Source organism: Rhodopirellula sp. JB055 (assembly GCF_043100905.1).
Lineage (GTDB): Bacteria > Planctomycetota > Planctomycetia > Pirellulales > Pirellulaceae > Rhodopirellula.
In genome coordinates, this window is the sequence record NZ_JBICHO010000582.1 from 1 (window position 1) to 12,996 (window position 12,996).

Annotated in this window: 12 protein-coding genes; all 12 read left to right on the forward strand. The window is 55.5% G+C overall.

What is annotated here, in order from left to right:
• Positions 1–90 precede the first annotated feature (90 nt).
• A complete protein-coding gene (locus ACF8AM_RS22650; protein WP_392557833.1) occupies positions 91–414 on the forward strand; it encodes a Flp family type IVb pilin in 324 nt (107 codons plus the stop codon).
• A gap of 164 nt (positions 415–578) precedes the next feature.
• Positions 579–1,022, forward strand: a complete 444-nt coding sequence (locus ACF8AM_RS22655; protein ID WP_392557834.1) for a prepilin peptidase — start codon at positions 579–581, stop codon at positions 1,020–1,022.
• 73 nt (positions 1,023–1,095) lie between these two features.
• Complete coding sequence (locus ACF8AM_RS22660) at positions 1,096–3,606, forward strand: hypothetical protein (protein ID WP_392557835.1); 2,511 nt, start codon at positions 1,096–1,098, stop codon at positions 3,604–3,606.
• A complete protein-coding gene (locus ACF8AM_RS22665) occupies positions 3,606–4,793 on the forward strand; it encodes an AAA family ATPase (RefSeq protein ID WP_392557836.1) in 1,188 nt (395 codons plus the stop codon). Before ACF8AM_RS22660 ends, ACF8AM_RS22665 begins: the two co-directional genes overlap by 1 nt.
• Positions 4,790–6,283 (forward strand): CpaF family protein, encoded by a 1,494-nt coding sequence (locus ACF8AM_RS22670; RefSeq protein WP_392557837.1) that lies wholly within the window; start codon positions 4,790–4,792, stop codon positions 6,281–6,283. The genes ACF8AM_RS22665 and ACF8AM_RS22670 overlap by 4 nt, the downstream gene beginning before the upstream one ends.
• The gene (locus ACF8AM_RS22675) at positions 6,250–7,128 is read left to right on the forward strand and encodes a type II secretion system F family protein (protein WP_392557838.1); all 879 of its coding nucleotides are present in this window, start codon (positions 6,250–6,252) and stop codon (positions 7,126–7,128) included. The genes ACF8AM_RS22670 and ACF8AM_RS22675 overlap by 34 nt, the downstream gene beginning before the upstream one ends.
• Before the next feature lie 430 nt (positions 7,129–7,558).
• Positions 7,559–8,023, forward strand: a complete 465-nt coding sequence (gene tnpA, locus ACF8AM_RS22680) for an IS200/IS605 family transposase (protein ID WP_392557839.1) — start codon at positions 7,559–7,561, stop codon at positions 8,021–8,023.
• A 607-nt stretch (positions 8,024–8,630) separates the two neighbouring features.
• Positions 8,631–9,551: a type II secretion system F family protein gene (locus ACF8AM_RS22685; protein ID WP_392557840.1), complete on the forward strand. Its 921-nt coding sequence runs from the start codon at positions 8,631–8,633 to the stop codon at positions 9,549–9,551.
• 71 nt (positions 9,552–9,622) lie between these two features.
• Positions 9,623–9,982 carry a DUF192 domain-containing protein gene (locus ACF8AM_RS22690; RefSeq protein ID WP_392557844.1) on the forward strand — a complete coding sequence of 120 codons (360 nt, stop codon included), beginning with the start codon at positions 9,623–9,625 and terminating at the stop codon, positions 9,980–9,982.
• Between the two features lie 165 nt (positions 9,983–10,147).
• Positions 10,148–10,465: a Flp family type IVb pilin gene (locus ACF8AM_RS22695; RefSeq protein ID WP_392557841.1), complete on the forward strand. Its 318-nt coding sequence runs from the start codon at positions 10,148–10,150 to the stop codon at positions 10,463–10,465.
• A gap of 329 nt (positions 10,466–10,794) precedes the next feature.
• Positions 10,795–12,567 carry a tetratricopeptide repeat protein gene (locus ACF8AM_RS22700; protein ID WP_392557842.1) on the forward strand — a complete coding sequence of 591 codons (1,773 nt, stop codon included), beginning with the start codon at positions 10,795–10,797 and terminating at the stop codon, positions 12,565–12,567.
• A gap of 216 nt (positions 12,568–12,783) precedes the next feature.
• A partial coding sequence (locus tag ACF8AM_RS22705) for a hypothetical protein (protein ID WP_392557843.1) occupies positions 12,784–12,996 on the forward strand: 213 nt, incomplete at its 3' end.

The window sequence follows — 12,996 nt, forward strand, 5'->3', positions numbered from 1 at the left end:
CACGGGGCCGGTTGATTGTCGCTGCCGGTCTTGCCGAGGGTGGTCAGGCGACTTAACCGTTCATTGTTATCCACATGAGAGAGAAGCAAAATGCGTAAACTGATCAAAAACAAAAAGGGCCAAGGATTGGTCGAGTACGGCATCTTGGTTGGCGGGATTGCTTTGGTCAGCCTCGCTGCGACCGCAATTTTGGGGCACAAAACCAATGACCTGATTGCAACCGTTGCAGCGGCATTGCCGTGTGCACACGAAGACGAAACAGGGCCGATCGTCAGCGGCAAGTTGGTGAATACGACTTCCAACGAGGAAGGCGGCCTGATCCTCGATGCCAACTCGCCAGGATCGATCGAAGGCAACTTGGGGATCGAGAATATCGGTGCGTTGGTTGTCGAAGCCGAGCACGACCATCCCTGAACTGGAGGTCGGTTCGCTGGTTTGCTAACCGGTTGCTTGGCAGTCGTAAGGCTGCCGAGCAATTTTCTTTCTTTGTGCCTGGCTGCATTGTGCTTGTCGAAAGCAAAGCTGAAAAAAAATGTCATTTGCAATAATGCTCGTTTTTAAATTGACGAGTGGTTGGCGTGATTGAATCGTTGTTCGTGCTCTGCTTGCCAATCATTGTTTGTGGAGTTGCCACTTTCTTTGATTTACGAACGCGGGAAATTCCCGATTGGGTTTGGGGTGTCTTGGTGTTGGCTATGCCCGTTCGCGGGTTGATCGTCGGTCAGATGCTTCCTTGGTGGCAGTATGCAGTCGGCGGAGTGTTGGCCCTGCTCTTGGCGTTGATCGTGGGCAAAGGGGATCGGTTTGGTGGTGGCGATATCAAACTGTTCGGAGCGCTCGGTCTCTGGTTTGGTGTGTTTGCTGTTTTCCCGCTTGCGCTCTGGATCGCAATCGCCGGTTTGCCGTTGGCGGTCATAGCCGCCGCACGGAAACAATCAGACTTTGCTTATGCACCTGCAATCTTTTTGGGGGTTTGTGTGCATTGCTTTTCTCCGAATTTGCTTCAACGAATTATGCTGTAGGCATTCTTTGAGTTTATCCGTTTCGATCGGGAACGAACTGTCAAGGAAGGCATTTACGAATGATGAGTGACTGATGGCAAAACAACGACGATCCGCCGTTCGCGGTTACTATCTTCCGATCATCATGATGGGTGTTACCGTGACTGGTCTGCTCGGTTTGTCGGCGATGGCGGTCGCGTGGACGCTCGGGTTTTTCGACAGCGATGCGGTGGCGAAGTCCGAGCCGATCGATCGAACGGGGCAGCTTGCATTTCCCGCAACCGTGCGCCCGATGAATGCGTATGAAAGGGTGACCAAGGACGATTTCATCAACCCGCGGACCAAACAGCTCAACGTGGTCTGGTTACCCGAGGCGATGGCGGACGCCGCCTCGCGGAACATGGGTGATCTGATTGGCCGCGTGTTGAGTCGTGATAAGCAGGCCGGGATGGTTCTCAGCGAAGCCGACTTCATGGAAAAAGGAACTCGGCCGGGGCTCGTTGCCGGGATTCCCCCTGGCAAATTTGCGATGTCTGTTCCCGCATCAGGGATCCCGGGCCTGGAACAACTGCGAGGCGGCGATCGGTTTGACTTGCTGATCTCTTTGCCCAAACGCGAGGGCGAAGAGCTGCTTTCCAATAGCGAACCGGCCGCTCTGTTTGGTGGCATCAAGCCGCCGTCGCTGCGAGCGGGACAACTCTCGCGACAACATGGTGTGAAGCACTTGGTTACCAATGGCACACTCATCAACCTATACAGCGGATCGAAACGCTCGACGAATGGGCCTACTGGGCTGACGGTTCCACCAAGCAGCAGTCGCTCAAAGTCAAAAACGACGCAAACGGTCTATGCCGAGTTGGCGGTGGATCCAGAAGAGATCGGCCCGCTCACCGAAGCGATCTCGATGGGAACCAGGATGACTTGCGTGCTTCGCAGTGGACAGCCTGATGGCAACGTCGACGATGGAGTGTCGACCGAGGGAATGGTTCCGGTGATCACCACGGCCAAGCCGGTGGATGCGTTCTCGGCGTTGACGGACGAAAACTTGATGGAGGAGTCAAGCGGTCGATTGCACTACTACTATTTCCCGGCTGACAAGATTTCGGATCAATGGATCACCGATCCGGCGGATCTTTACGGCCGCGTGGTCGCGCGACCGCTCAGGCGTGGATCGTTTATTACCGAAAACGACCTGCTTACGCCCGGCACACGGCCAGGAATTTCGGCCGGCTTGCAACCAGGCATGGCTGGAATCAGTTTGTCCAAATCGAACGTCCAAGGGTTCGAAAAGCTATCGGTTGGCGACCGCTTCTCGATCTTGACGCGAGTGCCGGGTGAAGTCACTGCTTCGAAGCCCGATACGACTTGGGCAACTTTGCTCGGCGGACAGCCAACAGAAGACGATGCTCGGGTCGCGGAGATGGTGCGAACAGGAATCCGCGAAGTGGTACGCGATGCGGTTTATTTGGCACCGAGTGATGAGGAGACGGTGATCGTCGGAGTGCCCGAAATGGATGTCGCCAAATTGGCTCAGCTCATTCGCGACAAAGTCGAGGTGTTTGCGGTCGCGAGGTCGAGTCATGAGGATTTGGATTCGGTAAAAGTGGATTCAAGCGATTCTTCCGCTCAGCGATTGGTTGTGCAAAACCAACCGGCCGATCTATTCGAACCCGTTCAGAAGCAAGCAGGCAAAGTTGCTGTTCCGATTTTGGTTCAGGACGTTCCGGCTTATGCGGAGCTCTCGATCGATGACTTCATTGATCCCACCACCGGTCGTATTCAGACGTTCTACTTTGATCCGACGAATGTTCGAGAAGATTGGGAACTCGATATTCGCAACCTGATTGACCGCGTGCCGCTGCGTCCGCTGCGTGCCGGACGTCCGGTGAAGGCAACCGATCTGGCGTCACCCGGGACACCCCCGGGGCCGGCCATTGGTTTAGAACCTGGCATGCGTGCCGTCACTGCGAACGCATCGCAAATCGTTGGATTGGAAACGCTGCAAGTGGGAGCCGTGTTCGACCTGGTTGCCGCTCGCGGAGTCGAAGTCGACTCGCTCGGCGACAGCGTCCGGAGATCGATCGGTAGCGGTGATGCCGTCAAAGAGGCGACCAAACTCCCCGCTGGACGCGTCTCGGCGTCACGTACAGTTGCGGCAAGAGTCAAGCTGCTCTCCAACACTGGTACGACTCAGATCGCAGTGCCTAAGTCCACCGGCGTGACCGAAACGCAAACCCAAACGCGTTTGACCGCAGATGGTTCAACGATTACCGAGACAGTGAAGGCGGATCCGATCGCGATGGAAGAACGCACGGTTCAGCAATTCGTGCTAGCGGTCCCCAGCGAGTCAGTCGGCATGGTGTTGGGATTGCTTGACAATCAAAACCCGTTGTTTGTTTCGGTGCGTCCCTTGGTTGAAGAACACCACTCCGTCGACGCGAGTGGAAAGCGGGCCAATGAAGAGCAACCCGTGCATGCCGTCATTCAAGAGCACGTCCGTGGGATGGAAGTCAACAGCGAAGTCTTCTTGACCGACCGCGCTGAACCTTTGGCAGCGGCACCGGTATCAGCCGGTAACAACGCGAATGCGTTTGAGGGCTATTGATGAACGACGCCAAATTTGCTCCACGCGTTCTTGTCTTTGCACATGACGAAGCGGTCGGACGCGAGATTCGTGACGCAGTGCGAAACGGTGCCGCTGACGGACCGATCAACGTGTACGTTACCACCGACCTGACCCAAGCCGTCGATACCGTGCGGGCTCGCGAACCGAACGCGGTGATGATTGAGTTGTCAGGCGATCTATCAAATGATCGTACTCGCATCGGTGAATTGCGTTCGATCCACTCGGACCTCATGTTGGTCGGGGTGTACAGTGCCGAAGGCAGCAATTCCAACATTCATTCAGGCTACTTGGTCGAGTTGGTTCGGCTCGGTGTGAGTGATTTTCTGCGTCGACCGATCGCGGACGGTGAACTCAATGGTTTTATGAACCGATTGACCCCGAGTGGGCAATCCAATGAGCCGACTCGCAGCGGCACTTGCGTCGCCTTCGTCAGCAATAAAGGCGGTGTCGGCAAGTCCAGTATGGCGGTCAACACGGCGACTGCGTTGGCTCTGAAATATCCCAATGAAGTCCTGTTGATCGACGCGTCGTTGCAGATGGGCGTGTGTGCCCCGATGCTGAATTTGACACCCGAGACTTCTTTGTTGGATGCCTTTGAGCAACGCCAACGACTCGACAGCACGCTCATTCGTCAGTTGGCGACGCCGCATGAATCGGGCCTGCTATTGCTGGCCGCGCCTTCGGACCCGATCGCTGCGGCTGACATTGACGATCAATCGATCGTGCGGGTGTTGAACCTCGCACGCCGCACCTTCCGCTTTGTCATCGTTGATACGTTTCCGCTATTTGACCAAGTCGTGATGAGCGTCTTGGACATCGCCACGCGAGCCTATGTTGTCTTAGACAACGTCGTGCCCACGGTGCTCAGCGTGGTGCACCTGCTGCGTTTGCTAGAGAATTTGCAGTATCCGCCAGAGCGGTTGCGGATCGTGCTCAATCGCTACCAGCAGTTGCCGGGTAATCCGTTGGTCGATGACGTGTCGCGTTCGTTGCGAGTGCCAGTCGATCATGTGCTGCCGTACGACAAACGAATGATCACCGCTGCTAACGTGGGCCGTCCCTGCTCGATGGATTGGGTGAAGTGGTCGAAACTGCACCGCGAGTTGAAAGAAATCGCTAGCGAGATTGCTGCCTTGCAACCTGTTGCTAACGAGGGACAGGCATGAGCAATGTCCCTCACCACGACGACATTCAGTCAAACGAAGAATCCGGCGACGCGGGCAGGCTCGCTCGGCAGCGACTGTCCAAAGTCCGTTTTCAAGTTCCCAAAGATCGGGCCTTGGAACGCGAGTCTGCGAAGAACGCGTTCAGTGTTTCAGCCGATGTGACGACCAAATCCAAAACGGCGGATTACGTCACGGTCAAATCTGGTCTACACAAGCGGTTGTTGGATCTGCTTAACGAAAGCCGGTTTGTGGGTGCTTCGGACGATGTTCTGGAAGAAGCGGTTGTCGAGTTTGTCGAGCGGATCCTCGAGACGGAAGATCTTCCACTCAACGCCGTGGAAGAACGACAACTTGCCGACGACCTCAAGGAAGAAACGTTGGGCGTCGGGCCGCTCGCGCCCCTTTTGGGTGACCCCGCCGTGACGGACATTTTGGTCAATCGCTATGACCAGGTTTACATCGAACGATTTGGGCGTCTTGAAAACGCGGATGTTCGTTTTCGCGATAGCGAACACTTGGTTCGTATCATCCAACGCATCGCGGCTCGCGTCGGGCGGCGGATCGATGAAAGTTCGCCGATGGTCGACGCCCGGTTGGCCGATGGCAGCCGCGTGAACGCAACGCTTCCTCCGGTCACCATTGATGGGCCAACGTTGTCGATTCGTCGTTTTGGTAAACGGCGATTCCGGCAAGACGACTTGATGCGATTGGGGATGTTCTCGCCGGCGATGCGGGACTTCATGCACGCCATGGTGGGTTCGCGTAGCAATGTGGTGGTTGCCGGGGGAACTGGTGCGGGTAAATCGACTTTTCTTGGTGCATTGTGCGAGGCGATTCCATCGTCGGAGCGGATCGTGACCATCGAAGACGCTGCGGAACTTCAACTCGACCAGGTGCACGTCGTTCGCATGGAAACGCGGCCACACAACTTGGAAGGAACTGGGCGAATCTCGGCTCGTGACCTGGTCATCAATGCTTTGCGGATGCGGCCTGATCGGATCATCGTCGGCGAGGTTCGTGGTGGCGAGGCGCTCGATATGTTGCAGGCGATGAACACCGGGCACGATGGAAGTTTGACGACGGTGCACGCGAACAGTCCTCGCGATGCGGTTTCGCGGTTGGAAACGATGGTGTTGATGGCGGGACTCGATCTGCCGTCGCGTGCGATTCGCGAACAAATTGCGGCCGCGATCGACTTGATCATCTCGGTACGGCGGTATGACGATGGGATTCGACGTGTGGAGTCAATCTCGGAGTTGACCGGGATGGAGGAGTTGACGCCACAGTTGCAGGAGATCTTTGTTTTCAAGCAAACCGGGCGAAAAGATCGTCAGATTGTCGGTGACTATCAACCGACCGGGATCGTCCCGCGTCGGGTTCATATGCTTCGCGAGCGATGGATCGATAACCCGCAAGAAAAGTTCCGCAGCGCCGGCGGTAACAGACGATGGCCGGCGTGTTTATCGGAATCTTCGCGATCATGTTGCTAGGCGGTCTCTTGGCCGTTGGCATCGCGTTGCACCGGAGTCAATTGGCCGCCGTGGCCCGTGGTCGATTGTTCGAGCAGGCCGCTCACGTCGAAGGCATTGAGGACGACGAGGATGCAGCGACGGTGATACGCCATCGGCGTAGTCCTGTGTTGAGGCGATATTGGTGGCTGGGAATTCCGATCGCTGTTCTCGTCGTTGGGGCCGTTTGGTTTTGGCTTGGGATCCCATGGCCCTATCTCATCGCGTTTTTCGTGATGATCTTGCTGTGTGCGTCCCAGGTCGATGCGATCTTCCTGCAAATGCGGATTCAAAAACTGGAGCAGCAGCTCGCCGATTCGATCGACATGATGGTTGCGGCGGTGAAGTCGGGAGCGGGCCTGCAATCGGCACTGGAGTCGAGTATCAAGCAAACCAAGCGTCCTTGGGCCACGGAGGCCGAGCAGTTGATCCGAGCGGTTCGATACGGTGAGGATCCTGTCGAAGCACTGGGTGATCTATCCGAGCGTTTGCCGCTGGAGAGTGTGTTGTTGTTCACGCAGACGCTCGCCGTGAACTGGAGGATCGGCGGGCGGTTGGCGTTGACGCTGGCAAACGTCGGTCGGACGGTTCGCGATCGGATTGAGTTGACCCGGCGAATGAACGCGATGACGACACAGGCTCGATTGTCCGTGGTTAGCGTGATCGCAGTGACCTATTTCATCGGCGCCTTGATTTGGCGAAATGATCCGGAACGGATGACCGGTTTTTTGACGAGCTTCATCGGCCAGATGATGGTTTCGATCGGTATGCTCCTGCAGGCCGTTGGTGTGGTTTGGATTTCGTGGATGAGTAAGCCGAAGTTCTGATCATGAATCACAGACTCAAGTCAACAGTCGCGAAGCGACGACATGCATTAGCCCCGGACGTTAGTCCGGGGTTTGCGGCGCCACCTCGGCACGGTCGAGTCCCGAAGGGACGGCATGTCGTTGCCGCGCGGACCGTGTTTCCAACATCAAACGCGGTCGGAAACGTTCGGTCGTTCGACGTTGATGACCGTCATTGCGTCGGCCGATCTCATGGCGTCCCTACGGGACTCTCGTTTTTGGGAACCAACCTATCCATAAACTCGCGTCCATGGCTATCGCATGTCGTCCCTTCGGGACTCGCTTGCCACCGAGTCGCAACGCGACGGTATGCATTAGCCCCGGACGCCAGTCCGGGGTTTGCGGCGCCGTCTTCCCGCGATAGAGTCTCGAAGGGACGGCATGATTCTTTCTTAACCTTCGGAGCGTGCTAATGTCCTCGCATCATGGCATCCTCCTGCATGTGGTCTTTTCCACCAAGTATCGAAAGCCGGTCCTCCATGACGATTGGCGTGACGATCTATTCGGCTATATCGGCGGCACGATCCGAGAACACAAAACAACCCTTTTGCAATCAGGTGGCATTGAGGATCACGTCCATCTTTTGATTCGATGCCACCCGCAATTCGCTATCTCTTCGACGATTCAACTGCTCAAGGCGAACTCATCCAGATGGATTAACGAAGAGCAACAGCTACCGAGAAAGTTTCAGTGGCAATCCGGGTATGGTGCGTTCTCCGTCAGCCATTCGAAGGCGGAAACGGTGAAGCGTTATATCGCGAACCAACGTGAACACCACCGAAAGCGAACATTCCAAGACGAGTACCTTGCGATTCTTAAGAAGCATGAGATCGAATTCGATCCGCAGTATGTCTTTGAACAGGAGGTGCATGGATGAACGCATCGCGAGTTTGTTCAGTCGCAACGCGACGGTATGCACTAGCCCCGGACGTTAGTCCGGGGATTGTTGCGTCGCCACCGAACGATCGAGTCCCGAAGGGACGGCAGGTCGCTGCGCCGCGGACCATGTTGGCAACGTCAAACGTCATCGGAAACGTTCGGTCAATTGACGTTGATGACCGTCGACAGGTTGGTCCGTCTCATGCCGTCCCTTCGGGACTCGGTGTTTTCGTGGGGGCCCTGTCCATGGACTCACGTCCATGGCTAACGCCTGTCATCCCTTCGGGATTAGCTTGCCGTCGAGTCGCAACGCGACGGTATGCATTAGCCCCGGACGCTAGTCCGGGGATCGTTGCGACACCTCCTCACGGTCGAGGCCCGAAGGGACGGCAGGTTGGATGCGCACAATCCGCGTTTCCAACGTCAAACGCCGACGGAAACGTTGGGGCAATCGACGTTGATGATTCTCGTCAGGTCGTTCCGTCTCATGTCATCCCTGCGGGACTCGGTGTTTTGGTGGGTGCCCTGTCCATGGACTTGCGTCCTTGGCTTTTGCCTGCCGTCCCTTCGGGACTCATGCACGGCATCACTGCGGGGCGAACCTGATGTCGAGCATCTTCCCCATCATCGTTGCTGTGTTGCTGCTCGTCGTTGCGTTGGTTTTGCTGCGGTATGCGTGGGCGTGGATGCTCAGCAGCCAGCGACTCGCGACCGGAACCGCTGCGGTCGACCAACTCGATGAGGAGGCGTTGCCGGCTCAGCGGTCTTGGCTTGGATGGTGGTTGTTTCAGGCTGGTTTTCGGAGGAATAACGCTGTCACGATCTTTGTTCTCGCGACAATTGCCTCAACGCTACTCGCCATTCTCGTTGCGATCGCGATCTACCAGAGTCAGGTCATCTCACTGTTGGAGGCCCTTCTGCGAGCGATCCCGGGCAACGTCGGCGAGGTGTTTTTGCCGTTGGTTTGGCTCAGTCCACTCGCCGGGATCGCTGTGTTGGGAGCACTGCCTGCGGTGATCGTGCGATCCCGTCGTCGCAAACGCGTGACTCAGATCGAGCAAGATCTACCGCTGACATTGGACTTGTTGGCAACGCTGGCCGAAGCAGGGCTGAGTTTCGATGCGGCTTTGGATCGGGTGCTCGAGACGCAGCGTCGCCAGAGACCGCTCGCCGAAGATTTCCGCTTGTTCCGGTTGGAGATTCTCACGGGACGCGGACGAGTCGACGCATTGCAGCGTTTGAACCGGCACGTCAATGTTCCTTGGTTTGGTATTTTTGTGTCGGCACTGATTCACGCCGAGCAAGTCGGCGCAGGACTCGCGGCAACGTTGCGGGCGCAAGCCGATGACCTACGCGGTCGTCGACGTGAACGGGCTCTTGCGATGGCCATGGCGGTGCCTGTGAAATTGCTTTTCCCCCTGATCGTTTGCTTCTTGCCTGGCATCATGATCGCGTCGCTTGGCCCGATCATTTTCCAAATCGTGCAGGTGCTCGATCAGTTCGCTCGTTCGTCGTTTGGGGGGTAGCTGTGCGATTTCCGAAGCTGGGAAGGTGGGAGGATGCGGATACCGGCGAGATCCTCGTCGAGCGATTGCATGTGGCAGAGACCTTTTGGCAACGACTGCGGGGCCTGCAGTTTTCACGACCGCTTGAGCCCGGCAGCGGGTTGCTGTTGCGGAATTGCAGTTCCGTACACACGATGTGGATGCGTTTCCCGCTCGATCTATTTTTTCTGAATGAAGATTGGGAAGTGCTGGAAGTGCGGCGTGACGTGAAACCATGGCGCGTTGTTGTTCCCAAGGCGAAAGACGGTGCCCATGTGATTGAGGTCGCTGCTGGCTGGCAGGTGCGTGGCGAAAAGGGGGTGAGCACGCAATTGATGCCAGACGACCCTTGTTCACCACCGCCCGGCGGAGAACGCGTAGAGAAGAGATTGGATGCTACCAATCCGGAATAATCGACAAAAACGGGTTGCTTGCACTTGCATACGGTTTGCACTTGCGTATGTTGTGGTTCCCGTTCGTTGCGACGAACACGGGGCCGGTTGATTGTCGCTGCCGGTCTTGCCGAGGGTGGTCAGGCGACTTAACCGTTCATTGTTATCCACATGAGAGAGAAGCAAATGCGTAAACTGTTCAAAAACAAAAAGGGCCAAGGATTGGTCGAGTACGGCATCTTGGTTGGCGGGATTGCTTTGGTCAGCCTCGCTGCGACCGCAATTTTGGGGCACAAAACCAATGACCTGATTGCAACCGTTGCAGCGGCACTGCCGTGTGCACACGAAGACGAGACAGGACCAATTGTCAGCGGAAAGTTGGTTGCTACGACTTCCAACGAGGACGGAGGCCTGATACACGATGCAAACTCGCCAGGGTCGATTGAGGACAACTTGGGGATTGAGAATATTGGCAGCCTGGTTCTTGAAGCTGGTCACCACTAACAGGACATCCGTTTCGTTAGAGCGATCGATCGGGGGACTGGACCTGTTATTCGCGGGTCCTAGCGAACGCATGCATGTTTTGATTCGCTTCGAACTCGGGTGGGTATCGCTCACTGCGATTCTGTTGTTGAAAGTTTGCTCGATTTGAAAGCTAAACGCATGTAAGCTTGCGTGCGTGTTGGGGTGAAATGGAGTCAACAGATCGCTGTGGTGATTCTCGATCGAGGCACAACGCTGGTTTAATTGGTGCTGGTGTCTGCCCGCGAGTACAAGTCCTACCTTGTATCTGATGCTCTTTAAAATTGTTTAATGTCGGTTCTTGGAAGCCAATGAACATACGTGCTTTGTCTGCTGCGATTTGGCTAGTGGCAATTGTCGTCGTTGCGTATGCGAGTAGTTTTCAAGGGCTCTTCTTCTTTGATGATGAGCATATCTTTCGTGATGGAATCCGGTCTTGGCCGACAATGACCGAGTTCTTCCGTCCAGGAAGATCACTGGTCAACTTGACCTTCACCGCGAATTTGAAGGTCAATGGTTTCGATCCGTGGGGATATCATCTTGTGAACCTTGCGGTGCACTTGGCTACGGCACTGACAATTTGGAGCGTCGCGAAATGGGGGGCAGATCAAGTCTTTGGTCAAGGCAAATGTCATTCAGAACAGGTCTATGTAAGTGACAGCACACTTTTCGGTTGGACTGTTGCTGTTCTCTGGGCTGTTCACCCGCTGACAACCGAGTCTGTCACCTACGTCGTTCAGCGCTACGAGGCTATGGCTGTGCTGTTCATGTTGCTGACGCTGCGTTGCTGGTGTGGAATCATGGAGGGCCGTCCTGGGTATCTTCTGGGCGTGTTTCTTTTCTCATGGTGTGCCGTTCTTTCGAAGGAAATAACGCTCGCCCTGCCGTTTGTGTTGATCGCGTGGGAGTTCTTTTTCAGAAAACACGTCAATCAGAGTCAAGGGGATCCGCCGGCGAATCTCCGGTTGGTCAAGTCGATCGGAGCATTCTTCGTCTTCACTTCTTGGATAAGCCAAGTGATGGTTGTAGGGGGCTACCTTGCATCGCAAACAGCGGTTGCAACGACTTCGGATATTTTACCAAGGGTGACGGTCGATCGCGTATCACCTTGGGACTATCTCAAAACACAGTCTTGTGTCATTTTCCACTACCTTAAGTTGGTGGTCTTTCCGATCGACCTTCGTTTGGATTATGGGTGGCCAATCGAGCGGGACCCGTGGCGATTTGTTCCTTGCATGTTCGCCCTGACGTTGACGGCAGTTGTTGGTGGGTTTCTTTGGACAAAAAGAGCGGTCCTTGGTTTGTTGATCATCATGTGCTTCATCGCGTTGGCTCCCCGCTCTAGTTTTGTGCCAAGCCCCGATATGGTGTTTGAGCACCGAATGCACTTCCCGCTGGTTTTTGTGGTTGCGATTTTGCAGGTGGGACTGTTCTGGCTTGCGTTCCGGACAAGTCTTCCGCGAAAGTTTTTTGTCGGTGCTTCGCTTCTTCTGGTTTTGCTTTTTGGTGCCAGGACTCATCTTCGAAATCAAGACTATCAATCGGAGCTTACTTTCTGGAGAAAGAATTACGAGCTGTCGCCCGAAAACCCGCGGGTCAATCACACGCTCGGTATCGTGCTCGCGAATCAGGGCAAATGGGAGAAGGCGAAGTCGCTGTTTCAAACTGCGGTAGAAATTAACCCGGGTTCTGCAAAATATTGGCTTGCGTTGGGAGATGCCGAGCGAGAACTTGGGAACGTCAACGAAGCAATCGAAATCTTTACGAAGATCGTGGAATGTGGTCAGCTCGAGGGGCCAGCGCTCCAGCGACGCGGATATCTTCGCGAAGTGAAAGGAGATCTAGTAGGAGCCGAGCAAGATTACCGTCGAGCGGTGCGTTTGGAGGATGCGGAGGCCACGTATAACCTCGCCTTGCTGCTATTCAAAAGAAAGGGGTTCGAGGAAGCTTTGGTTCTCTGCAGATCACTGCAAGGCAATGAACAATTGGCTGCCGCTGTCTCGAAGTTGACGGCGTCTATCCGTAACGCTGAGAGAGAAGCTGCCAAGACGTCACGTGAGTCCTCAACTGAAACACAAAGGTGATGGTCGGTCGCTTGTCCTTGTTTGTTCCGGTCAAGGTTTTACGCTAGGAACAATTGGGAGAGCCCGCGAACTGTTTCGGCAGAAATTTACTGCAGACTGGTTTTGGGGCATCACGAGTTCATTCGCAAGCGATCCCCGATCTCTTCAACCGCAAGTCCGCTCGACGGTTTCGCGTCGCTTTGATGATGAGTTCTACACCTGATAGTGGCAATTGGTATGCAAACCGAACCAGTCAATCCGTATGCGTCCCCGGTGGGAAGTGCTGTTGATCGGGGGCGGGGTCGGTTTCGGTTGCGGCGGTGGTTTGCTTTTGCGCTGTTTGTCGGGTTGGGGTACGACTACTACCGCCTGGCGTTCTTCGGGTTTCAGCCGTTTGTGGCTTCGCTGTGGATCTTCTTCTTGGCGATTCTCTTCTCGGTCGTGACGCGG

What these genes read in the sequence shown, in the direction of transcription:
- ACF8AM_RS22650 (WP_392557833.1), top strand. Translation starts at nt 91, where the DNA reads ATGCGTAAACTGATCAAAAACAAAAAGGGCCAAGGATTGGTCGAGTAC.
- ACF8AM_RS22660 (WP_392557835.1), top strand. Translation starts at nt 1,096, where the DNA reads ATGGCAAAACAACGACGATCCGCCGTTCGCGGTTACTATCTTCCGATC.
- ACF8AM_RS22665 (WP_392557836.1), top strand. Translation starts at nt 3,606, where the DNA reads ATGAACGACGCCAAATTTGCTCCACGCGTTCTTGTCTTTGCACATGAC.
- ACF8AM_RS22670 (WP_392557837.1), top strand. Translation starts at nt 4,790, where the DNA reads ATGAGCAATGTCCCTCACCACGACGACATTCAGTCAAACGAAGAATCC.
- tnpA (WP_392557839.1), top strand. Translation starts at nt 7,559, where the DNA reads ATGTCCTCGCATCATGGCATCCTCCTGCATGTGGTCTTTTCCACCAAG.
- ACF8AM_RS22685 (WP_392557840.1), top strand. Translation starts at nt 8,631, where the DNA reads ATGTCGAGCATCTTCCCCATCATCGTTGCTGTGTTGCTGCTCGTCGTT.
- ACF8AM_RS22695 (WP_392557841.1), top strand. Translation starts at nt 10,148, where the DNA reads ATGCGTAAACTGTTCAAAAACAAAAAGGGCCAAGGATTGGTCGAGTAC.
- ACF8AM_RS22700 (WP_392557842.1), top strand. Translation starts at nt 10,795, where the DNA reads ATGAACATACGTGCTTTGTCTGCTGCGATTTGGCTAGTGGCAATTGTC.